Annotated in this window: 15 protein-coding genes and 3 rRNA genes; 17 read left to right on the forward strand and 1 reads right to left on the reverse strand. The window is 45.3% G+C overall.

Features of this window, described 5'->3' with window-relative positions:
• From dnaA to gyrB, 6 genes are all read left to right on the forward strand, one after another.
• Window positions 1–1,347, forward strand: coding sequence for a chromosomal replication initiator protein DnaA (gene dnaA / locus MHH52_RS00005; RefSeq protein ID WP_042183777.1), 1,347 nt, complete (start codon window positions 1–3; stop codon window positions 1,345–1,347).
• 197 nt (window positions 1,348–1,544) lie between these two features.
• Window positions 1,545–2,687 (forward strand): DNA polymerase III subunit beta, encoded by a 1,143-nt coding sequence (gene dnaN / locus MHH52_RS00010; RefSeq protein ID WP_340005912.1) that lies wholly within the window; start codon window positions 1,545–1,547, stop codon window positions 2,685–2,687.
• 48 nt (window positions 2,688–2,735) lie between these two features.
• On the forward strand, window positions 2,736–2,966 hold the full coding sequence (yaaA, locus tag MHH52_RS00015) for a S4 domain-containing protein YaaA (RefSeq protein WP_042123047.1): 231 nt from the start codon (window positions 2,736–2,738) through the stop codon (window positions 2,964–2,966).
• A 20-nt stretch (window positions 2,967–2,986) separates the two neighbouring features.
• Window positions 2,987–4,105, forward strand: coding sequence for a DNA replication/repair protein RecF (gene recF / locus MHH52_RS00020; protein ID WP_313641648.1), 1,119 nt, complete (start codon window positions 2,987–2,989; stop codon window positions 4,103–4,105).
• Between the two features lie 16 nt (window positions 4,106–4,121).
• The gene (locus MHH52_RS00025) at window positions 4,122–4,370 is read left to right on the forward strand and encodes an extracellular matrix/biofilm biosynthesis regulator RemA family protein (protein WP_036677731.1); all 249 of its coding nucleotides are present in this window, start codon (window positions 4,122–4,124) and stop codon (window positions 4,368–4,370) included.
• A 47-nt stretch (window positions 4,371–4,417) separates the two neighbouring features.
• Complete coding sequence (gene gyrB / locus MHH52_RS00030; protein WP_340005914.1) at window positions 4,418–6,328, forward strand: DNA topoisomerase (ATP-hydrolyzing) subunit B; 1,911 nt, start codon at window positions 4,418–4,420, stop codon at window positions 6,326–6,328.
• A gap of 80 nt (window positions 6,329–6,408) precedes the next feature.
• On the opposite strand, the gene MHH52_RS00035 is transcribed toward gyrB, so the two are convergent.
• On the reverse strand, window positions 6,409–7,284 hold the full coding sequence (locus tag MHH52_RS00035; protein WP_340005915.1) for a YheC/YheD family protein: 876 nt from the start codon (window positions 7,282–7,284) through the stop codon (window positions 6,409–6,411).
• A gap of 355 nt (window positions 7,285–7,639) precedes the next feature.
• Here MHH52_RS00035 and gyrA point away from each other — a divergent pair, with 355 nt between their 5' ends.
• From gyrA to MHH52_RS00090, 11 genes are all read left to right on the forward strand, one after another.
• Window positions 7,640–10,183: a DNA gyrase subunit A gene (gene gyrA / locus MHH52_RS00040; RefSeq protein ID WP_340005916.1), complete on the forward strand. Its 2,544-nt coding sequence runs from the start codon at window positions 7,640–7,642 to the stop codon at window positions 10,181–10,183.
• A 264-nt stretch (window positions 10,184–10,447) separates the two neighbouring features.
• Window positions 10,448–11,545 carry an HD-GYP domain-containing protein gene (locus MHH52_RS00045; RefSeq protein WP_340005917.1) on the forward strand — a complete coding sequence of 366 codons (1,098 nt, stop codon included), beginning with the start codon at window positions 10,448–10,450 and terminating at the stop codon, window positions 11,543–11,545.
• A 387-nt stretch (window positions 11,546–11,932) separates the two neighbouring features.
• Window positions 11,933–13,490 (forward strand): 16S ribosomal RNA (locus MHH52_RS00050).
• Window positions 13,491–13,753: 263 nt separating this feature from the next.
• Window positions 13,754–16,682: ribosomal RNA gene (locus tag MHH52_RS00055) — 23S ribosomal RNA — on the forward strand.
• A gap of 129 nt (window positions 16,683–16,811) precedes the next feature.
• Window positions 16,812–16,928: ribosomal RNA gene (gene rrf, locus MHH52_RS00060) — 5S ribosomal RNA — on the forward strand.
• Together the 16S, 23S and 5S rRNA genes form the textbook arrangement of a ribosomal RNA operon.
• 155 nt (window positions 16,929–17,083) lie before the next feature.
• Window positions 17,084–18,700: an ABC transporter substrate-binding protein gene (locus MHH52_RS00065; RefSeq protein ID WP_340005918.1), complete on the forward strand. Its 1,617-nt coding sequence runs from the start codon at window positions 17,084–17,086 to the stop codon at window positions 18,698–18,700.
• Window positions 18,700–19,686, forward strand: coding sequence for an ABC transporter permease (locus tag MHH52_RS00070; RefSeq protein WP_340009421.1), 987 nt, complete (start codon window positions 18,700–18,702; stop codon window positions 19,684–19,686). Before MHH52_RS00065 ends, MHH52_RS00070 begins: the two co-directional genes overlap by 1 nt.
• The gene (locus tag MHH52_RS00075; protein WP_340005919.1) at window positions 19,683–20,549 is read left to right on the forward strand and encodes an ABC transporter permease; all 867 of its coding nucleotides are present in this window, start codon (window positions 19,683–19,685) and stop codon (window positions 20,547–20,549) included. Before MHH52_RS00070 ends, MHH52_RS00075 begins: the two co-directional genes overlap by 4 nt.
• Window positions 20,546–21,313 carry an ABC transporter ATP-binding protein gene (locus tag MHH52_RS00080; protein WP_313641912.1) on the forward strand — a complete coding sequence of 256 codons (768 nt, stop codon included), beginning with the start codon at window positions 20,546–20,548 and terminating at the stop codon, window positions 21,311–21,313. The genes MHH52_RS00075 and MHH52_RS00080 overlap by 4 nt, the downstream gene beginning before the upstream one ends.
• A complete protein-coding gene (locus MHH52_RS00085; protein WP_076287055.1) occupies window positions 21,304–22,077 on the forward strand; it encodes an ATP-binding cassette domain-containing protein in 774 nt (257 codons plus the stop codon). The genes MHH52_RS00080 and MHH52_RS00085 overlap by 10 nt, the downstream gene beginning before the upstream one ends.
• A complete protein-coding gene (locus tag MHH52_RS00090) occupies window positions 22,074–23,132 on the forward strand; it encodes an aminotransferase class V-fold PLP-dependent enzyme (protein WP_340005922.1) in 1,059 nt (352 codons plus the stop codon). Before MHH52_RS00085 ends, MHH52_RS00090 begins: the two co-directional genes overlap by 4 nt.
• Window position 23,133: the final 1 nt, after the last annotated feature.

A 23,133-nucleotide genomic window follows, 5' to 3' on the forward strand; every position in this document is an offset into this window, starting at 1 on the left:
GTGGACAGCCATACTTCCGAATTATGGCAGCAAATTTTATCGATTATTCAAACCAAATTAAGCAAGCCGAGCTTTGATACCTGGTTTAAGGCTACTAAAGCGATAACCTTCAACTCCCAGGTTCTCATTATCTCGGCACCTACAACGTTCGCAGTAGAATGGCTGGAAAGTCGCTACACCAAACTAGTAGGAGCAACGGTCTACGAAGTCACTGGGAAACAAGTGGATGTAAAATTCGTGATTGAAGAAAGCAAGCCGCCTGAGCTTGTAGTTCAACAATCCGCTCCCACTCCCGTAGTATCACGAGAAGAAGCGCAAACGCATCTACTCAATCCCAAGTACACTTTTGACACTTTTGTAATCGGCTCCGGCAACCGTTTTGCGCATGCAGCCTCACTGGCAGTAGCCGAAGCGCCGGCCAAAGCATACAATCCCTTGTTCTTATATGGTGGTGTAGGTCTGGGCAAAACCCATTTAATGCATGCCATTGGGCACTATGTTCTAGAACATAACCCGAATAACAAGGTTATTTACATCTCATCAGAGAAATTCACGAATGAATTTATCAATTCGATCCGTGATAACCGCGGTGAAAGCTTCCGCAATAAGTATCGTAACGTTGACATTTTGCTTATTGACGATATTCAATTCCTCGCCGGAAAAGAGTCCACGCAGGAGGAGTTTTTTCATACGTTCAATGCGCTCCACGAAGAACGCAAGCAAATTATCATCTCCAGCGACCGACCGCCAAAGGAAATTCCCACACTGGAAGAACGGCTACGTTCCCGGTTCGAGTGGGGCTTGATTACGGATATTCAACCACCCGATCTAGAAACCCGAATTGCGATTTTGCGCAAAAAGGCGAAGGCAGAGAACCTTGATATCCCTAATGAGGCCATGATGTATATTGCTAACCAGATTGACACCAATATTCGTGAGCTGGAGGGTGCATTAATCCGGGTTGTTGCTTACTCTTCGCTAACTAACCAGGATGTAACCACTCATTTGGCAGCTGAAGCACTCAAGGATATTATTCCTTCCAGCCGGCCTAAGATGATTACCATCGCTGATATTCAGCAAAAAGTCGGTGAATACTACAATTTGCGCCTTGAAGACTTCAAAGCACGCAAACGTACCAAAGCCGTAGCGTTTCCACGTCAAATCGCAATGTATCTCTCCCGTGAACTAACGGATTATTCGCTCCCTAAGATTGGTGAGGCATTCGGAGGACGTGACCATACGACCGTAATTCATGCTCATGATAAAATTACACAGTCATTAAAGGTCGATCAGGAGTTGTACAAAGTGGTAAATAATCTTGCGGAGAAAATTAAAAATCCTTCCTAAGAGGAACAAAGAGCCTATACACAATCTATACACATGTGGGTAGGCTTAATTTTATGCTATTTGATAGGGTTATCCACATATTAGACGCCCCTACTACTAATACTATTAAATAACTATAATAATTCATCATGTAAAGACGCGTAATAAAGAGAAGCAAATACAACGAAATTCCCAATTTTTCAGCTAGGAGTGAAATCATGAAAATAAGCATTCTTAAAAATGAGCTCAACGAATCCATTCAACACGTATCCAAAGCTATCTCCAGTAGAACAACCATCCCTATTCTGACCGGTATTAAGCTGGAAGTTAGCCATCAAGGCGTCACATTAACTGCAAGCGACACCGATATTTCAATTCAATCGTTTATTCCAGCAGAGAATGACAGCCATACGATCGTGAAGATAGATCAGCCAGGAAGTGTTGTTCTTCCCGCTAAATTTTTCGTCGAGATTATTAAGAAGCTGCCCTCCAAAGAGATTCACATGGAAGTTAAAGAAGGATTCCAAACGTATATTTCTTCTGGATCCACTGAGATTCAGATCGTAGGTTTAGACCCTGAAGAATTCCCGGTGCTACCGAGTATTGAGGAGAACGATACGATCTCTCTACCAGGTGATTTGCTGAAAAATATGATTAAACAAACAGCCTTTTCTATTTCTACCCAAGAGACAACTCCAATATTAACGGGTATACTATGGAATCTGAGCGATAATGAGTTTAAGTTTACGGCGACTGACCGTCATCGCTTAGCAACAAGAGCTGCTAAACTTGAAGGCACGGAAAATGTCAATTTCGGAAATGTTGTTATTGCCGGCAAAACTCTTAATGAGCTCAGCAAAATTATTCCTGACCAAAATATGCTCGTTGATATTGTGGTTGCGGACAATCAAGTTCTCTTTAAAATCGACAAAGTACTGTTCTATTCACGGATCCTCGATGGAATTTATCCGGATACTTCTAGAATTATTCCAACAACCTACAAAACAGAACTAACTTTGGACACAAAAAAATTAAGTGAATCGATTGATCGCGCTTATTTGCTGTCCCGAGAAGAAAAAACAAATATTGTGCGCATGCAAACACTTGATCAAGGCGGCATTGAAATTTCTTCAAGCTCCTCTGAGCTTGGTAAGGTTCGTGAAGAACTTGAAGTGATCGATTTCAAAGGTGAACCACTCAAAATATCCTTCAACTCCAAATATATGCTCGATGTCTTAAAAGTTATTGAGAGTGAGCAGCTTGTAATAGCATTTACAGGGATGATGAGTCCGATCATTTTGAAGCCGCTAGATCAAACCAATAGCTTGTATATCATTCTGCCTTACCGTACAACAAATTAATGCCAACATTCATGAACATGTGGATAAGTGGCTGAAAGGATAAAAACCATGAAAAAAATACTTATCCACAGTGGATATATTAAGCTGGATCAATTCTTAAAACTTTCTGATTGTGTATCCACAGGTGGGATGGCTAAAGCTTTATTGCAGGAAGGACACGTACTGGTTAACGGAGAAGTAGAGGAACGGCGTGGAAGAAAACTTTATCCGGGTGATCAAATTGAAGTGCAGGATAACGGCACATTTCAGGTTGAAGGCGGAGGAGTTAAAGAGGAGTAGGCTAGGGGAGGAACCATTTCGTGTTTGTTAAAAATATCGGTCTGCAGCATTATCGGAATTACGGGCTGCTGCGTCTGGAGAGCCTGGGCGATGTGAATCTGATTCTGGGTCAGAACGCCCAAGGCAAAACAAACCTCATGGAGGCATTGTTCGTCCTGGCGATGACCAAAAGCCACCGCACCTCGAAGGATCGCGAACTTATCTCATTCGATGCCCCTGGAGACGCTGCTCAGATCATTGCTGAGGTAGAACGTAAGTACGGCGATCTCAAGCTAGAGCTCACCCTATCTGCCAAAGGTAAAAAAGCTAAGATTAACGGTTTAGAACAACGACGTCTTAGTGAGTTTGTTGGATCACTCAATGTGGTCATGTTTGCACCAGAAGATTTAGAGATAGTAAAAGGGACCCCTGGTATCAGACGGCGTTTTCTCGATATGGAGATTGGCCAAGTCCAGCCCAGTTATCTATTTCACCTCCAGCAGTATCAAAAAATCCTCTTACAAAGGGGCAATTTGCTGAAGCAGTTATGGGGGAAAGAAGCAGCGGGGAAAGAACTTCTGGAAATCTGGGATGCTCAACTTGTGGAGCACGGTGTTAAAATCGTAAAAAAAAGGAAACAATTCATAAAGAAGCTGCAAATATGGGCTGAAAGCATTCATCGGGGGATTACGAACGGAGGAGAAGAACTGAAATTGCTCTATGTCCCCTCTTTCGGCGATCGCGATGAGGAAGATGAAGCTGTCTTATTAGACAATTTTATGTTAAAGTTATCACAAACGAGAGAACAAGAAATCAGGCGCGGCATGACGCTGACGGGTCCCCATCGGGATGACCTGTCCTTTTTTATCAACGGAAGGGAAGCTCAGGTCTACGGTTCTCAAGGACAGCAGCGTACTACGGCTTTATCGCTCAAGCTGGCTGAAATCGAGCTGATCCATGAAGAAATCGGAGAATATCCTGTGCTGCTTCTTGATGATGTTTTATCCGAGCTTGATCCTTACCGCCAGACCCAGCTTATTGAAACCTTTCAAAGCAAGGTACAGACATTCATTACCGCTACCGGGATTGAGGGTCTGAATGCCGATAAATTAAAAGGCGCCAGCCTATATCATGTTCATGATGGAAAAGTGGAGTTATAAAGAGCGGAGGAAGATCATGTATATTCATTTGGGCGGGGAGAAGATTATTCGCTCTTCGGAGTTAATTGCAATATTTGATATTTCGATTGAGAAATCTTCCAAGGTATCTAAGCAATTCGTCATTCACTCCGAGCAGGACAAGAAGCTTGAGCGGATTGGTGAAGAGGAAGCAAAATCTATTGTCGTAACTAAAAATATCGTGTATTACTCCCCCATTTCCTCCTCCACTCTCAAAAAAAGAGCCAAAATTTTGCTCGAAATATAACTTGCGTTTAGTAACAATGAGATAATCTGAAAGAAGTAGGTGAAGGCATGTCAATGAATCAACCGACATATGATGAGAGCCAGATTCAGGTACTGGAAGGGCTGGAAGCGGTCCGGAAACGTCCGGGCATGTATATTGGTTCCACTAGTTCTAAAGGTCTCCATCACTTGGTGTGGGAGGTCGTGGATAATAGTATCGATGAAGCCCTAGCAGGTTATTGTGACCGGATTCAAGTGATTATTCATGAGGATAACGGGATTACTGTTATCGATAATGGACGTGGCATTCCTGTAGGTGAAAATGTAAAACTTAAGAAGTCGACGCTTGAAGTCGTAATGACAGTACTGCATGCAGGTGGTAAATTCGGCGGCGGCGGATATAAAGTATCAGGCGGCTTACACGGTGTGGGTATCTCCGTAGTAAATGCCTTGTCTGAGAAGGTAGTTGTTAATGTTAAGCGTGATGGCCATATCTACCAGCAGGAATACAGACGTGGTGTTCCTCAGTATGACATCAAAGTTGTCGGAAATTCAGATGAGACAGGTACGACTACAACTTTCCATCCAGACCCTGAAATATTTACCGAAACCACGGTCTTTGAATATTCGACACTGCTTACTCGTATTCGGGAGCTAGCTTTTCTTAACAAAGGAATTGAGCTTTCACTGCATGATGAGCGGACGGATGTCACCAATGTATTCAAATACGAGGGTGGTATCGTTGAATATGTGAAATATTTGAATGAGAAAAAAGAAGCGCTGCACGAGGAGCCTATCTACGTGGAAGGCTCACGAGATATGATCCAGGTTGAAGTAGCTCTCCAATATAATGATTCGTATACAGAGAACATCTACTCTTTTGCGAATAATATTAATACCCATGAGGGCGGAACGCATGAATCCGGCTTCAAAAGCGCTCTAACACGTATCATCAACGATTATGCCCGTAAAGCGGGTGTGCTGAAGGATAGCAATTCGAATCTGACTGGTGACGACGTGCGTGAAGGATTGACGGCGATTATTTCTGTCAAAATTCCAGAACCGCAGTTTGAAGGTCAAACGAAGACAAAACTCGGAAATAGTGAAGTACGCGGTATTGTAGAATCACTGTTCGGAGAGAAACTGCAGGAATTCCTAGAGGAGAATCCTGCAGTATCACGTCGCGTGCTTGAAAAGTCGCTTTCGGCTTCACGTGCACGAGAAGCTGCTCGTAAGGCTCGTGAGTTAACCCGTCGTAAGAGTGCACTTGAGGTCAGTGCACTGCCTGGTAAACTTGCTGACTGTTCATCCAAGGATGCGTCCATCAGCGAACTGTATATCGTCGAAGGTGACTCTGCGGGGGGATCGGCCAAGCAGGGCCGGGATCGTCATTTTCAAGCGATTCTACCGCTGCGCGGTAAGATCCTAAACGTAGAGAAAGCTCGCTTAGATCGTATTCTATCCAACGCAGAGATCCGAGCTATCATTACTGCTCTGGGTACAGGGATCAGTGATGACTTTGACCTATCGAAGGCTCGCTACCATAAAGTCGTTATTATGACGGATGCCGACGTGGATGGAGCTCATATTAGAACTCTGTTGTTAACATTCTTCTACCGTTACATGCGGAAGCTAGTAGATGCAGGCTATATCTATATCGCCCAGCCGCCACTGTTCAAGATAGAACGTAACAAAGTAATCCGTTATGCAGGCAGCGAGAAGGAACGCGATGAGATTATCGCTTCTTTTGGAGAGAATGTTAAGGTCAATGTCCAGCGCTACAAAGGTTTGGGTGAGATGAATGCTACCCAGCTGTGGGACACGACGATGGATCCTGAGGCTCGTATGATGTTACAAGTAACGATTGAAGATGCTATGCTCGCTGACAGTATTTTTGATACGCTGATGGGAGATAATGTTGAGCCAAGACGTGACTTTATCCATGAGCATGCGAAGAACGTCAGATACCTTGATGTGTAACAGTAACTTTTAACAAAACCTCCGGCTTCTATTCCTAACGGAATGAGAATGCTGGAGATTTTTTGGTTTCAGAGCTGATTTTAGGCTTTTGTGGATGGTTTGCTGCGGGTGGAGTATGGGGATTTTCTTGCTTTTACACGTCCGTATGCTACAGCATATCGATGTATTTTACGATAGATAGACTTATCAGGAAATAACTTGAATATAGCAATAGATGGGAGCGTGTTGACCTCAAGCAGCCACATATCCATATGCTGATCCATCGCAATATCCAGACCGATTTCTTTGATCCCTGGATAAGTAGATTCCAATTGACCTGCGATTTGTACGCCTAATGATTTTAAATGATTTACAGTCGAGAGGGATTCAGAAGGTTTCATGTGATTTTTTAATAATGTATTTACCGAAAGAATACTGCCTCCACTATGATAATTGGTGACGATTTTCTGAGGAGCAGCAACTCGTCCGAGCATTCCTGTTGTTTCCCATGCGCCTGATGGAGTCTTTTGGGCAAGAACTCGAAGGTCGAAGGGACGATCTTGATGACGCAGGAGATCAATTCCTTTTTGGATCAGGTAAGTACGGTTCTGAATTCGTTTCTGTAAGGCCTTATGCAGCTCTTCGGGAGTGAAGAAAACTTCTGCCGTCTTTCCATATCTTAAAATATATAGGATTTGCGCTTCTTGCTGTTCTATCTCGTCGTTATTGGGGGTGGCATTTATTTCAGTCTTCTGCTGGCTTGAACTCAAAGTCACCGTACGCTGCTCAGCTCTCATTACACCGAAACCAAAGCTTCCGCGATCAGGTTTAATATAGATCATTGTATATAATACAAGCATTTCTTTAAGAACATTTAAATCGTATTTACGAGTATCTGGCACATATAGTGATAGAGATTGATTTTGAAGGATGACTTTTGTTTTAGCCCATTTACTTGGGACGCGTTGAATCTTCATTATCTTCCTCCTTAACAATTTTGTGCAGCATTTGGCCTTTTGAATTCCTTTGTACAAAACTTGCTTAGGAAGCATAATCTTTGACGGCTGAAAATCAGGACAAGCTACCTAAACAATGGTATAATATAAGGATATGGGGTTATGCCTTATCGAACGATATTAGGATAATAAAACCGTGTTTCTTGTCTTTACAGTCTATGTACTAAAGACATTTGCGGAAAGGGCGAATACCCTAATCAACGCAAAAGAAATCAATATTAGAAGATAAAAGGCTATCATGTTTAATTGTGCTACTTTTGTGAAAGTAATATAATTAAGGGTAGCGGTTTTTTAACTGAAGGAGGTCCAGCAACTCATGGCTGAACAAAATAACCCACAAGTCAAAGATCGGGACATTGGTGTGGAAATGCGTGAATCCTTTATGGATTACGCAATGAGCATCATTGTTAGTCGGGCTTTGCCAGATGTGCGGGACGGACTCAAACCGGTTCACCGACGCATATTGTTTGCGATGTCGGAACTTGGAATGTCTGCCGATAAGCCTCATAAGAAATCTGCAAGAATTGTCGGTGAGGTTATCGGTAAGTACCACCCTCACGGTGATTCAGCTGTCTATGAAACAATGGTACGGATGGCTCAGGATTTCTCTATGCGATATATGCTTGTGGACGGTCACGGGAACTTTGGTTCGATTGATGGTGATATGGCTGCAGCGATGCGTTATACAGAAGCCCGTCTTTCCAAGATTGCAGGCGAAATGCTTCGAGATCTGAACAAAGAAACTGTTGATTTCGCACCTAACTATGATGGTGAAGAGAGTGAGCCAGTTGTATTGCCAGCTCGTTATCCGAATCTACTCGTTAATGGGGTGTCTGGTATAGCCGTAGGTATGGCTACTAATATTCCACCGCATAACCTAGGTGAAGTTATCGATGGTGTGCAGGCGATGATTAAGAATCCTGATATCACACCTATGGAATTGATGGAGTATATCCAAGGCCCTGATTTCCCTACGGCTGGATATATTTTGGGTCGTGAGGGTATTCGTCAAGCTTATCGTACCGGGCGCGGTTCAGTAACCATGCGTGCGAAGGCAACGATTGAAGAGAACAACGGCAAGGCACGGATCATTGTGCATGAGCTTCCTTACCAGGTAAACAAAGCAAGACTGGTTGAGAAGATCGCAGAATTAGTTCGTGAGAAACGGATCGACGGCATTACGGATCTTCGTGATGAATCGGACCGTAACGGTATGCGTGTAGTTGTCGAGATGAGACGAGATGTTAACCCAAGTGTTGTATTGAACAATTTATATAAACATACTTCTATGCAATCCACATTCGGTATCAACATGCTTGCCATCGTGAATAACGAGCCTAAAATTCTTAATCTGCGTGATGTGCTCTATCATTATTTGCAGCACCAGATCGAAGTTATTCGCCGGCGTACGGTATTTGAACTTAAAAAAGCTGAAGCACGGGCTCATATTTTAGAGGGTCTGCGTATTGCGCTTGATCATCTGGATGAAGTTATTGCGTTAATTCGTGCATCGCGCACCACTGATATTGCTCGCGAGGGATTAATGAGCACATTCAGCCTCAGTATAGAGCAGGCTCAGGCTATCCTCGATATGCGGATGCAACGTTTGACCGGTCTGGAACGGGAGAAGATTGAGAATGAATATAATGAATTGCTAGCCAAAATTGCGGAGTACCGTGAGATTTTGGCTAACGAGCATCTTGTTCTGGAAATCATCAGTAACGAGCTGCAAGATATTCGTGATAGATATTCTGATGAACGCCGGACAGAGATTACGGTTGGTGAAGAAAGCATCCTAGATGAGGACCTTATTCCACGTGAAGAGGTTGTTATCACCGTTACACATACGGGTTACATCAAGCGTCTGCCTGTTAGCACCTACCGTAGCCAGAAGCGTGGTGGTCGCGGAGTTATCGGTATGGATACTAAGGACCAGGATTTTGTGGAGCATCTCTTCGTGAGTAACTCTCATAATTATCTGATGTTCTTTACTGATAAGGGTAAGGTGTACCGGATTAAGGCTTATGAGATCCCAGAACTGGGACGTACTGCCCGCGGGACACCGATCATCAACCTGATTCAAATTGAACAAGGTGAGAAGATTAGTGCCGTAATCCAAGTGGAAGATAGCGATAGTGACAAGTATTTGTTCTTTGCTACCCGCGAAGGTATCGTGAAGAAGACGCCTCTTGAGGATTACAATAACATCCGCAAAGGCGGACTCATTGCTATTAATCTTCGCGAAGAGGATTCCCTGATTGAGGTTAAGCTGACGGATGGACAGCAAAATCTCATTATCGGTACAGCTCGCGGAATGTCGATTACGTTCTCCGAGAACGATGTGCGTTCTATGGGCCGTAGCGCGACTGGTGTTAAGGGTATTACGCTTGACGGTAATGACCATGTCATCGGTATGGACTGTGTCGATAAGGAGCTTGAGGTTCTGATTGTTACTAGCAAGGGTTATGGTAAACGGACACCAGCCGGTGATTATCGTTCCCAGACTCGTGGCGGTAAAGGGATCAAGACCATTAATCTCACTGAAAAGAATGGCCCTGTAGTTGGTCTTAAGGTTGTTAAGAAGGACGAAGACTTAATGATTATTACTACAAGCGGCACCCTGATTCGTACCAGCATGGATGGAATTTCTACCATGGGCCGTTATGCGCAAGGGGTTAAGCTAATTAACATCCGCGAGGATGATGCCGTGGCTACCCTGTGCAGAGCGGATAAGAACGAAGAGGACGAAATGTCTGAGGATGTAGAAAGCCTAGAAGAGCAAGTGACAGTGGATGAAGAATCTGGCGATATAGATCAGCCTGAAACAATCACTGAGGATGAAGAGAATAACTTAGAGTAGGTTATATACAATAAAGAGCAAGGGCTTCTACTACAGAAACCCTTGCTCTTTTTGCTGTGATTAATTTAGCTAGATATTAATAAAATTAAATAAGTTTTTTTAAAAGAATAGTTTTACTGCACTAGTCGCTTCCATTTATCCGTACTATAATTATCCGATAGAGTATAAATCAGTATATAAAGTACTAATTTCTCAGAAATTATCTGTCATATTAAATTGCGGTAATCCTGAGCTTATTGTTATAGAAACTAAGGGGCTGAGTATATGCCAAGTATATTGGTTGGAGAAGTTAAAGCGGGCTCAAAGATTATCAAAGATGTAATTACACCTTTGGGGGGGATTTTGTTCACTAAGGGAAAAATACTACTCCCCCGCGATCTAGATATTTTAGAGGCTTTTTTGATTGGGCAGGTGGAGATCGAAGGCGTTCAAGGAGAGGTGACCCCTGATGCTGTTAATAAAACCTCCAAGCAGACATCACTTAAAGCTGGAGCAATTATAAATGAATCGATATTAGCTCAAAGCAATTCGCCTCTACACGATGAATATGACAAAATGCTCGCACTTATTAGGACCAGCTATCGTTCGGTAACGGCAGCCTCTCTTCCTATTTTTGAGTTGCGTAGTCAGTTAGAGTCACTAATTGGTCATTTGAAGGATTATCATGTCTTGAAATTTACACCACGTACTCTAAAAGACGAGGATTATAACTATCACAATGCTGTACTGTCCGCGTTGACATCATATAAGATCGCTCAGTGGTGTGGTTATCCGCAAAAGGATTGGATGCAGATCGCTTTTGCTGGATTACTACATGATATCGGAAATGCTAAAGTAGATAGTTCTCTTTTATATAAGCCTGAGCCGCTTAATAGTGGTGAAATAGAAGAGGTTCGCAGACATACTACATATGGCTATCAATTATTGCGCAATGTCACAGCGATTAATGAAGGGGTAAGACTTACGGCATTGCAACATCATGAGAAGGTCGATGGTTCTGGATATCCACTTAAGCTAGAAGGTACCCAGATTCACTTTTACGCCAAAGTAGTGGCTGTAGCAGATATATTCCACGCTATGACTTTGGAAAGAGCCTATAGAAAAGCACAGTGTCCTTATTTGGTACTAGAACAGATCCTGACAGAAAGCTTCGGTAAGCTCGACCCAGTCATTGTACAGACCTTTATACAGAAGAGTACCGATTTGTTTAACGGAACCAGAATACGTCTGAGTGATGGTCGCCATGGGGAGATCATATTTACTGATCGTGCTAATCCTACACGTCCAATGATTAAGGTAGAGGAAGCAATTATTAACCTAATGTTGGAGCGGGAGCTGTATATTCAGGAGATCATTGCTTAGAGTAGTAAATTGAGAAACTGCGGAACTGAGGCTGTGCTACCAATTATATTCGAATACAAGTAGGATCATTGATAGCACAGTCTCTTATTTATAGATTATATTAAAAAAAGTGTTGCAATGAATCTCCATACATGATATATTCTAAGTCCGGCCAAGAAATACACATGCCGAGCTCGAAAAAGAAGTTAAAAAAAGAGCTTGACATTAAATAGCCGGAAATGATATAGTATAAGAGTTGCTGCTGAGACATTAAACGGCGCCAACGAGAACTTGATCTTTGAAAACTGAACAACGAGTGAGTAGGAAATCACGAAAGTGAAATCCAAAATTAGAGAATTAATTTTCTCGTCAGATGTTTCAAAATGAGCATATCGCTCTTTTCAATACTAATTGGAGAGTTTGATCCTGGCTCAGGACGAACGCTGGCGGCGTGCCTAATACATGCAAGTCGAGCGGAGTTATTTTGAAAGCTTGCTTTCAAAATAACTTAGCGGCGGACGGGTGAGTAACACGTAGGCAACCTGCCCCTTAGACTGGGATAACTACCGGAAACGGTAGCTAATACCGGATAATTTCTTTTTTCTCCTGAAGAAAGAATGAAAGACGGAGCAATCTGTCACTGAGGGATGGGCCTGCGGCGCATTAGCTAGTTGGTGGGGTAACGGCCCACCAAGGCGACGATGCGTAGCCGACCTGAGAGGGTGAACGGCCACACTGGGACTGAGACACGGCCCAGACTCCTACGGGAGGCAGCAGTAGGGAATCTTCCGCAATGGGCGAAAGCCTGACGGAGCAACGCCGCGTGAGTGATGAAGGTTTTCGGATCGTAAAGCTCTGTTGCCAGGGAAGAACGTCCGGTAGAGTAACTGCTATCGGAGTGACGGTACCTGAGAAGAAAGCCCCGGCTAACTACGTGCCAGCAGCCGCGGTAATACGTAGGGGGCAAGCGTTGTCCGGAATTATTGGGCGTAAAGCGCGCGCAGGCGGCTATTTAAGTCTGGTGTTTAAACCTTGGGCTCAACCTAAGGTCGCACTGGAAACTGGGTGGCTTGAGTACAGAAGAGGAAAGTGGAATTCCACGTGTAGCGGTGAAATGCGTAGATATGTGGAGGAACACCAGTGGCGAAGGCGACTTTCTGGGCTGTAACTGACGCTGAGGCGCGAAAGCGTGGGGAGCAAACAGGATTAGATACCCTGGTAGTCCACGCCGTAAACGATGAGTGCTAGGTGTTAGGGGTTTCGATACCCTTGGTGCCGAAGTTAACACAGTAAGCACTCCGCCTGGGGAGTACGGTCGCAAGACTGAAACTCAAAGGAATTGACGGGGACCCGCACAAGCAGTGGAGTATGTGGTTTAATTCGAAGCAACGCGAAGAACCTTACCAGGTCTTGACATCCCTCTGAATCCACTAGAGATAGTGGCGGCCTTCGGGACAGAGGAGACAGGTGGTGCATGGTTGTCGTCAGCTCGTGTCGTGAGATGTTGGGTTAAGTCCCGCAACGAGCGCAACCCTTAACTTTAGTTGCCAGCAAGTAATGTTGGGCACTCTAGAGTGACTGCCGGTGACAAACCGGAGGAAGGTGGGGATGACGTCAAATCATCATGCCCCTTATGACCTGGGCTACACACGTACTACAATGGCCGGTACAACGGGAAGCGAAACCGCGAGGTGAAGCCAATCCCATCAAAGCCGGTCTCAGTTCGGATTGCAGGCTGCAACTCGCCTGCATGAAGTCGGAATTGCTAGTAATCGCGGATCAGCATGCCGCGGTGAATACGTTCCCGGGTCTTGTACACACCGCCCGTCACACCACGAGAGTTTACAACACCCGAAGTCGGTGGGGTAACCCGCAAGGGAGCCAGCCGCCGAAGGTGGGGTAGATGATTGGGGTGAAGTCGTAACAAGGTAGCCGTATCGGAAGGTGCGGCTGGATCACCTCCTTTCTATGGAGAATCGTTTCCTGCAATGGGAACATTCAAATCGGAAGTTAAACTTCCAAATCTCAGGTTTAGGCCTGTTACTCACTCGTTGCTCAGTTTTGAGAGTTTAAGCTCTCATTTTTAAACTTGATCCTTGAAAACTGGATACCGAAACGAATTTGCGTTTTAGAACATCTTTTAGCAACTTGTGCAAACAAGTAAAAGTTATTAGTGAGATGATTCCAAAAGAAATGTCATTGTATGATATTTTCCTGCGGAAAAATCAAGGTTAAGCTAATAAGAGCACACGGAGGATGCCTAGGCGCCAGGAGCCGACGAAGGACGTGGCGAACAACGAAACTGCCTCGGGGAGCTGTAAGCAAGCTTTGATCCGGGGGTGTCCGAATGGGGAAACCCAGCTGTGGTAATTCGCAGTTACTCATCTCTGAACACATAGGAGATGTAGAGGCAGACCAGGGGAACTGAAACATCTAAGTACCCTGAGGAAGAGAAAACAATAGTGATTCCGTCAGTAGCGGCGAGCGAACGCGGAACAGCCTAAACCTAAGAGCTTGCTCTTAGGGGTTGTGGGACGTCTCACATGGAGTTACAAAGGAATATGGTAGGCGAAGAGGTCTGGAAAGGCCCGCGATAGAGGTAAAAGCCCTGTAACCTAAACTGTGTTCTCTCCGAGACGGATCCCGAGTAGTGCGGGGCACGTGAAACCCCGTATGAATCCAGCAGGACCATCTGCTAAGGCTAAATACTACCTGGCGACCGATAGTGAAACAGTACCGTGAGGGAAAGGTGAAAAGCACCCCGGAAGGGGAGTGAAATAGAACCTGAAACCGTGTGCTTACAAAAAGTCAGAGCCCTATCTATGGGTGATGGCGTGCCTTTTGTAGAATGAACCGGCGAGTTACGTTTAACATGCAAGGTTAAGTCGAGAAGACGGAGCCGCAGCGAAAGCGAGTCTGAATAGGGCGATTTAGTATGTGGACGTAGACCCGAAACCGTGTGATCTACCCCTGTCCAGGGTGAAGGTGCGGTAACACGCACTGGAGGCCCGAACCCACGCATGTTGAAAAATGCGGGGATGAGGTGGGGGTAGCGGAGAAATTCCAATCGAACTCGGAGATAGCTGGTTCTCCCCGAAATAGCTTTAGGGCTAGCCTCGGTATAAGAGTAGTGGAGGTAGAGCACTGATTGGTTGCGGGGCCCGCAAGGGTTACCAAGATCAGTCAAACTCCGAATGCCATATACTTATTGCCGGGAGTCAGACAGTGAGTGCTAAGATCCATTGTCAAAAGGGAAACAGCCCAGACCATCAGCTAAGGTCCCCAAGTGTGTGTTAAGTGGGAAAGGATGTGGAGTTGCACAGACAACCAGGATGTTGGCTTAGAAGCAGCCACCATTGAAAGAGTGCGTAATAGCTCACTGGTCGAGTGACTCTGCGCCGAAAATGTAACGGGGCTAAACACACCACCGAAGCTATGGCTAGATACGTATGTATCTGGGGTAGGGGAGCGTTGTATGTGGGTTGAAGGTGTACCGTAAGGAGCGCTGGACAGCATACAAGTGAGAATGCCGGTATGAGTAACGAAAAGATCAGTGAGAATCTGATCCGCCGAAAGCCCAAGGTTTCCTGAGGAAGGCTCGTCCGCTCAGGGTAAGTCGGGACCTAAGGCGAGGCCGAAAGGCGTAGTCGAAGGACAACAGTTTGAAATTACTGTACCACCGTAATCCGCTATGAGCGATGGGGTGACGCAGGAGGGTAGTGACGCGGACTGATGGATATGTCCGTCTAAGCAGTGAGGCTGATGTGTAGGCAAATCCGCACATCATTAAGGCTGGGCTGTGATGGGGAGCGAAAATTATAGTAGCGAAGGTCATGATCTCACACTGCCAAGAAAAGCCTCTAGCCAGGAGAAGGTGCCCGTACCGCAAACCGACACAGGTAGGCGAGAAGAGAATTCTAAGGCGCGCGGAAGAACTCTCGTTAAGGAACTCGGCAAAATGACCCCGTAACTTCGGGAGAAGGGGTGCCCCGGTAGTGTGAATAGCACGAGGGGGCCGCAGTGAAAAGGCCCAAGCGACTGTTTAGCAAAAACACAGGTCTGTGCGAAGCCGCAAGGCGAAGTATACGGGCTGACGCCTGCCCGGTGCTGGAAGGTTAAGGGGAGTGGTTAGGGGTAACCCGAAGCTATGAACCGAAGCCCCAGTAAACGGCGGCCGTAACTATAACGGTCCTAAGGTAGCGAAATTCCTTGTCAGGTAAATTCTGACCCGCACGAATGGCGTAACGACTTGGGCGCTGTCTCAACGAGAGATCCGGTGAAATTTTAATACCTGTGAAGATGCAGGTTACCCGCGACAAGACGGAAAGACCCCATGGAGCTTTACTGCAGCTTGATATTGAATTTGGGTACGATCTGTACAGGATAGGTGGGAGCCGTAGAAATCGGAGCGCAAGCTTCGGTGGAGGCGCCGTTGGGATACCACCCTGATCGTATCTAGGTTCTAACCTAGTACCCTTACCGGGTACGGGGACCGTGTCAGGCGGGCAGTTTGACTGGGGCGGTCGCCTCCTAAAGAGTAACGGAGGCGTTCCAAGGTTCCCTCAGAATGGTTGGAAATCATTCGAAGAGTGCAAAGGCATAAGGGAGCTTGACTGCGAGACCTACAAGTCGAGCAGGGACGAAAGTCGGACTTAGTGATCCGGTGGTACCGCATGGAAGGGCCATCGCTCAACGGATAAAAGCTACCCTGGGGATAACAGGCTTATCTCCCCCAAGAGTCCACATCGACGGGGAGGTTTGGCACCTCGATGTCGGCTCATCGCATCCTGGGGCTGAAGTAGGTCCCAAGGGTTGGGCTGTTCGCCCATTAAAGCGGTACGCGAGCTGGGTTCAGAACGTCGTGAGACAGTTCGGTCCCTATCTGTCGTGGGCGCAGGAAATTTGAGAGGAGCTGTCCTTAGTACGAGAGGACCGGGATGGACGTACCGCTGGTGCACCAGTTGTTTCGCCAGAAGCATGGCTGGGTAGCTACGTACGGACGGGATAAGCGCTGAAAGCATCTAAGCGTGAAGCCCCCCTCAAGATGAGATTTCCCAATTAGTAAGACCCCTTGAAGACGACGAGGTAGATAGGTTGGAGGTGGAAGTGCAGTAATGCATGGAGCTGACCAATACTAATCGGTCGAGGGCTTATCCTATATTTAAAACGCAAATTCAATTCGGATTCAGTTTTCAGGCATCAAGCCTGTAACACGCTAAGAAATTCATTCACACTTCTGGTGATGAACGAAATTTCACGCGGGCAGCGTCTGTTTCACAGACGCATGTTTGGTGGCGATAGCGGAGGGGTTCCACGCGTACCCATCCCGAACACGACCGTTAAGCCCTCCAGCGCCGATGGTACTTGGACCGAAGGGTCCTGGGAGAGTAGGACGTTGCCAAGCACGTAAGACCACTGTTGAGTAATCGACAGTGGTCTTTTTGTTGTGTTTATTTACTTAACGAGTTGTTGTGATTAAAATTTTGTTTGACAGACTACAGTGATTAATCCATAATACAATTCATACTAAACATATGAGAATTATAGGGGGAGCGGATTATGTCATATTTTAATGTTTCTATTAGGAAACCGATTCTGTTGGGGGCGATAGCAGTTTTGCTATTGATGTTAATTGCAGGATGCTCGGGATCTAATAATAAGGCTGATTCCAATAAGGAAGCAGTGGAAAGCGCGAGTCCAGCAACTCAGAGTCCTCAAACCGCAGAGCCTGCATCAGGAGGTACTTTCGTCTATGGACGGCCTGCTTCTGTAACCTCACTGGATTTGCATAATCAGATTACGTCTAACAATGCTTTTGCTATCGACAAAGTATTTGAATCATTAGTTGCTTTTGACAGCAAGGGCGAAATTATAGATTGGCTTGCCAAGTCACATAGTATCAGTGAAGATGGCTTGACGTATACATTTAAACTCCGCGATGGTTTGAAGTTTTCAAATGGTACGGATGTAACTGCAGAGGATGCCGTATTCTCCCTTGAGCGGCACTTGAAGGTTGGCGGCCCGCTGGAAATATCCGCAAAGGTCGACACAATCAAAGCGCAGGATAACAAAACGCTTGTTATTACGCTTAAAGAGCCTTATACACCATTTATCTCAGAGCTGTCCAATTTCTCAAATGGCATTCTTCCTAACAATTTTGGTGGAGTCTCCGAAGAAGAATTCTTCAAGAAACCAATCGGAACGGGACCTTTTGTTGTTGAAACATGGGACACTGCGGGTGATCTCACCTTCACCAAGAATAAATTCTACTGGCAAGAAGGCAAACCATATATTGATAAGCTAGTTTATAAGCTGATTGAAGACGACAGTCAAGCGATCAACCAGTTGAAGGCTGGAGAAGTTAATGCTATTGAATCTTTGGCACTGCAAAATGCCAATGAGATCAAAGATGGAGCTGACACTAAAGTAGTTACTAACGGCAGTTGGGTGACAGAGCAATTGTTCTTTAATACGTTGGATGAACATTTTTCTGATGTGCATGTCCGTCGCGCACTGGCTCTGGCGCTTGATCGTGAGGGCTTGACCAAGGCGCTAACCTTTGGTTATGCACAAACAGCAAACTCATTGCTGCCAACAACGATTCCTTATAACGCAAATGATACAATCAAGGCACTGAACTTCAATATCGAAGCAGCCAAGGAGGAGCTCGCGAAATCTGCCTTCCCTGATGGTTTCACTACTAAATTACTTGTAGCATCCGGTAATAGCACAAGAGCTCAAGAGGCACAAATTATTCAGGCAGCGGGTCAAACGATCGGGATTAAGATTGAGATTGAGTCGATTGAACTTGCCACTTTCCGTGAACGTTTCTTTGCATATGATTTTGCGGCAATGTTGAACAGCGGTCAAGCTGATTCGCCAGAAGCGAACTCGATTATTGCTTTCCAAACTGATCCGGAAGGCTTCAGCAAATCGTATTGGACGCATTATACGAATGATGAAGTAACGAAGCTTCTATATGAGGGACAAAAAACAGCGGATGGTGATGCTCGGGCGGAAATCTATTCTAAGCTACTGCAGACACTTGCTGATGAAGTGCCTTACATTCCACTTTATTATCCGGAGGTTTTGAAAGGTATCCGTTCTTCAGTCGATGGCCTCGTTGTTCTACCTAACGGTAGCGCACGTTTCGAAGATGTCCGCATTAGCCAATGATGAATCTTAAGCAGGTGTTAAATCAACCTAGAGGAAGCAAAGATTCATATAACTGGCTTGTGATATCACTTATAAAAGCGTTGGCAGTGATTATCTGCGTAATGATAGCAGTCTTTTTCATCATCCGAATTGTGCCGGGAGATCCAGCTAAAATGATCCTGGGAGAATACAGTACCCCTGAGGCGCTCAAAAGTATGCATCATACTCTTGGGCTGGACCTCCCTTTATGGGAGCAATTCATGCGATTTGTGAAGACGCTGTTTACTCAAGGAGATACTGGAAACTCCATTATTATGGGGACATCAACAAGAGAGTTGATTACGCAGCGGGCCCCTGTTACTTTGTTGCTCATAGTGATGGCCTGTGTGTTGGCGATTTTCGTATCACTTCTTCTTGCTACAGTAGCAGCTACGCATAAGGATAAACTGCTGGATCATTTAATACGTATTTTTCCTACAATAACTTTGGGTATGCCAATCTTCTGGGTTGGCTTACTTTTAATTTTGCTCTTTAGTGTTCGGCTTGGCTGGTTCCCTGTTGGGGGAGTAAGTGAAGGTTGGATCGGAACCTTGCATAGTCTTACACTTCCAGCAATCACCGTTTCTTTTTCACAGATTCCTACGCTGGTCCGTTCTTTAAGAGCGCAGATGCTTGAAGTGTTAGAATCAGATTTTGTAGTCACACTTAAGGCTGCGGGAATACCAAGCAGGGTTATTTTGTTTAAACATGTGCTGCGCAATTCTGCTCTCCCTACGCTGATGCTAATGGGTGTAAATATTTCTTATCTAATCGGCGGCACATTGGTCGTTGAACAAGTGTTTGGAATTAAGGGAATTGGCAGCTTGTTGTTCACTTCAATTTCGAAACGGGACTTTCCGGTTATTCAAGGAATAGCACTTTACTGTGCGCTATCTGTTGTGATCATCAGTCTCTTGATTGAAATCATTTCCTGGTGGCTTGATCCCAGAACGAAAGGAAAACAATGAAAACTATAAGACTAGAGCCACGATTGTATGAGGGTGGCAAGATGACTAGCGGTTTAAAGCGAATATGGAATACCCCTTCATTTCTAGTGGGAATTATTATGTTTGCAGCTCTTATTTTCTTGACTGTGTTCATACCGTATATAAGTCCTTATGACCCCTCCGAGCAAAATTTGAGTGCCTTTTTACAGCCTCCATCAGCCGAACATTGGCTAGGAACCGATCAGTTGGGACGTGATTTGTTTACTAGACTGATTTATGCAGCAAGGACTGATCTAAAAATCATGGTCTTGGCAGAAATCATCCCTTTTTGTACAGGTGTATTCTTAGGAATGCTGGCAGGATACTACGGAAAATGGATCGATACAGTTATTACGCTGCTGTCAGATACGCTCATCGCTTTTCCTTTTTATTTGATCGTCATTATCGTTGCTTTTGCTAGCGGAGCAGGAGAACGAGGCATTTATATTACTTTTATGCTTGTAGGTTGGATTGTCTTTGCTCGTGTCGTTAGAGGTCTAAGCGCATCCTTTCGTAATCAGGAATGGGTGGCGTCCGCTCAAACTTTAGGGCTACCCGGGGTAAGAATTATTTTGCGTCATCTGCTGCCCAATGTACTTCCTCAAGCCGTGGTCGTCCTCATGACAGATATGATTGGAATACTTGTCGCCATTGTTACACTCGGGTATCTTGGGATCGGTATTACACCGCCAACTCCAGACTGGGGGACAATGATTTCGGATGGACAGCCCTTTATCACTACAGCTTGGTGGCTCTCGGCCGTTCCGGGATTTGCAGTGGTGTATACGGGGATAGCCCTGTCTCTCCTAGGTGATGGTTTAGCAGACATATGGAGGAAAAAATGATGTCTATACAACCCATTTTAGAAATAGAGGCTTTAACACTGGCGGCCAAGTCAAATGAGAGATTAGTCAACAATGTTAGCTTTTCGCTGGGCAAAGGGGAAAGTCTAGGATTAGTAGGTGAATCAGGTTCAGGAAAATCGCTTACGCTGCGTGCAATTCTAGGATTGCTTCCAAACGGTGTTGAACAGATAGGTGGCACCATTAAAAGTGACGTAAGCAGTGCGATGGTATTTCAAGATCCAAGAGGTGCGCTTGATCCGCTCTGTATGGTTGTCAATCAGCTGGCTGAAGTTGTGTATTACAGACAGAGAGTAAGTCGAAAAGCTTCGCGGATAATTGCACTGGAGCTACTCGAAAGGCTTGGTCTCCCCGATTCTTTAAAGAAAAAGGACCGGTATCCGAGTCAGCTTTCAGGCGGTCAGTGTCAACGGGTAGTCATCGCTCTGGCACTGGCATGTAAGCCAGGCATTCTTCTTTGTGATGAGCCGACAACGGCGCTGGACGTCACGGTTCAACGGAAAATTATTGAGACGATCACGAGCCTCCAGCATGAGCTCAGTTTTGCCATGGTTTTTGTTACGCATAATCTTGCGATTGCAGCTAACTTGTGCTCACGGTTATGTGTAATGAAACAGGGGCAGATTGTTGAGTATGGCGATACCCTTGATATTTTGCAAAATCCGACGGACCCTTACACACAGATGCTGATTGATTCAGTGCTTCCTTTGCCAGCGCTTGAAGGGAGTAGAGACTCATGGAATTAGCCTTGCAAATAAAAGATTTAACTGTTCATTATGGCGGATTTACTGCGCTGGATTGCATCAATCTGAATCTTGAGCAGCACACGACCCTTGGTCTTGTTGGAGAATCCGGCTCAGGGAAATCTACGCTGGCGCGAGTAATTGCTGGACTGATTGCGCCGCATGAGGGGAAGATCCTGTTAGGTACTCAAGAATTAAAAAAGAAAAGAAGCCGTGAGCAGCGAAAAATAATCCAGATGATCTTCCAAAATCCAGATGCGTCGCTGAACCCTAAACATTCGATTAGGCAAATTCTTTCCGAGCCCTTATTATTTCATAAAATAGTGGGACGTACGGACGTTGAGCAAAGATGCAAAGAGCTATTAAACCAAGTTCACTTGGAACAAAAAGCTTTAGACAAATTTCCGCACGAATTTTCTGGCGGTCAGCGTCAACGGATAGCGATCGCTCGCGCATTAAGCGTTGAGCCGAACATCCTGATCGCGGATGAACCTACGAGCGCGCTGGATGTATCTGTGCAGCTTAGTGTGCTCGAGCTGTTCAATACGCTGAAAGCCGAGCTTAATCTCACCATGCTTTTTATTTCCCATGATTTAGGAGTAATTAATGCAATTAGTGATACGGTAGCTGTCATGCGGCAAGGAAAGCTTGTGGAGCAGAGTCCGAAGGATCAATTCTTCATCCGGCCTAAACATGAATACAGTTACGAGCTGTTGTCGGCGGTTCCCAAAATGCCAAAATCAAGTACATCAGGAGGTTTCTTATGAGCCCAGAACATAATGTATATGTGCCACTTTCAGTGGCTGAGTACAATAAGCTTACACATTTGATTTCTAATATCTTGTTTACTGAGTATCCTCCAGTTATCATCCCAGCTGAAGCAATCCTAGGAATCGAGGCGGTGGCTGCCGGAATAGCCGCGCCTGGTCGAACCATTGTAAATATAGTCACAGGTCCCTATGGAAGTTTATTTGGAAAATGGCTTGAAAGGGGGGGAGCAACGGTTGTTGAAGTAAAGGTTCCTTTTGATGAAGTGGTCACTAGTGATCAGGTTGCTTCCGCGATTAAAAAGTTTAAACCTTGTGCCCTTTCTTTTGTTCAGGCTGAAGTGGTTACAGGCGGTTCTAATCCTGCTAAAGAAATATTTAAGATTGCAAAGGAATTCGATCTTATTACTGTGACGGACTCTGTTTCAGCAGTTGGGGGAGAGGATCTACAGGTTGATGAATGGGGAGTTGATTTTGCAGTGATAGGTGCGCAAAAAGCCTTGGCTGGACCTAATGGTGTTAGTGCCGTCAGTATTTCACCACGCGGCTGGAAATTTCTTGAGTCAAATAAAAATGCTCCGCGTAACTCCATTCTGTCCTTGCTGGATCTCAAACCTTCGCTGGATGGCGCCGCGCCACTACGGGTTGCTCCAAACATTCCAACTCTGGAAGCCAGAGCTCTAGTACTGGCTTTGACAAGAATTGAAGAAGAAGGATTGGAGCAAGTGATCAAGCGTCATGAACGGGCTGCAGCTTCTGCTGTAGCTGGTATTAAATCGTTGGGGCTTGAACCTTGGCAGAAGGACAGCAGACACTATTCTACACTGACTACAACGGTTCGGATTTCTGGGAAGCAAGATTTGCAGATCGAACAGTCTATAGGCATTGTGGCTCCCGGAGACGGAGAATTATTTGGGCATCTTTTGCGGATCAATCATTTTGGAACGAATGCTGACCGTCAAAGTGTGGAGGAAGCCATATCGACGCTTGCCCAATTGTTGAAACAAAACTCTGATCAGGCATTACTAGCTGTTCGGTTGGCTTGGGGGGAATGAA

Origin of the sequence: Paenibacillus sp. FSL K6-0276, assembly GCF_037977235.1 — a bacterium.
Taxonomy (GTDB): domain Bacteria; phylum Bacillota; class Bacilli; order Paenibacillales; family Paenibacillaceae; genus Paenibacillus_AQ.

Bases quoted from the DNA above. Each gene is read 5' to 3' on its own strand.
- MHH52_RS00025 (WP_036677731.1), top strand. From the start codon at position 4,122: ATGTATATTCATTTGGGCGGGGAGAAGATTATTCGCTCTTCGGAGTTA.
- MHH52_RS00085 (WP_076287055.1), top strand. From the start codon at position 21,304: ATGGAATTAGCCTTGCAAATAAAAGATTTAACTGTTCATTATGGCGGA.
- MHH52_RS00045 (WP_340005917.1), top strand. From the start codon at position 10,448: ATGCCAAGTATATTGGTTGGAGAAGTTAAAGCGGGCTCAAAGATTATC.
- MHH52_RS00035 (WP_340005915.1), bottom strand. From the start codon at position 7,284: ATGAAGATTCAACGCGTCCCAAGTAAATGGGCTAAAACAAAAGTCATC.
- gyrB (WP_340005914.1), top strand. From the start codon at position 4,418: ATGTCAATGAATCAACCGACATATGATGAGAGCCAGATTCAGGTACTG.
- MHH52_RS00070 (WP_340009421.1), top strand. From the start codon at position 18,700: ATGAATCTTAAGCAGGTGTTAAATCAACCTAGAGGAAGCAAAGATTCA.
- MHH52_RS00065 (WP_340005918.1), top strand. From the start codon at position 17,084: ATGTCATATTTTAATGTTTCTATTAGGAAACCGATTCTGTTGGGGGCG.
- gyrA (WP_340005916.1), top strand. From the start codon at position 7,640: ATGGCTGAACAAAATAACCCACAAGTCAAAGATCGGGACATTGGTGTG.
- dnaN (WP_340005912.1), top strand. From the start codon at position 1,545: ATGAAAATAAGCATTCTTAAAAATGAGCTCAACGAATCCATTCAACAC.
- MHH52_RS00075 (WP_340005919.1), top strand. From the start codon at position 19,683: ATGAAAACTATAAGACTAGAGCCACGATTGTATGAGGGTGGCAAGATG.
- MHH52_RS00080 (WP_313641912.1), top strand. From the start codon at position 20,546: ATGATGTCTATACAACCCATTTTAGAAATAGAGGCTTTAACACTGGCG.
- MHH52_RS00090 (WP_340005922.1), top strand. From the start codon at position 22,074: ATGAGCCCAGAACATAATGTATATGTGCCACTTTCAGTGGCTGAGTAC.
- yaaA (WP_042123047.1), top strand. From the start codon at position 2,736: ATGAAAAAAATACTTATCCACAGTGGATATATTAAGCTGGATCAATTC.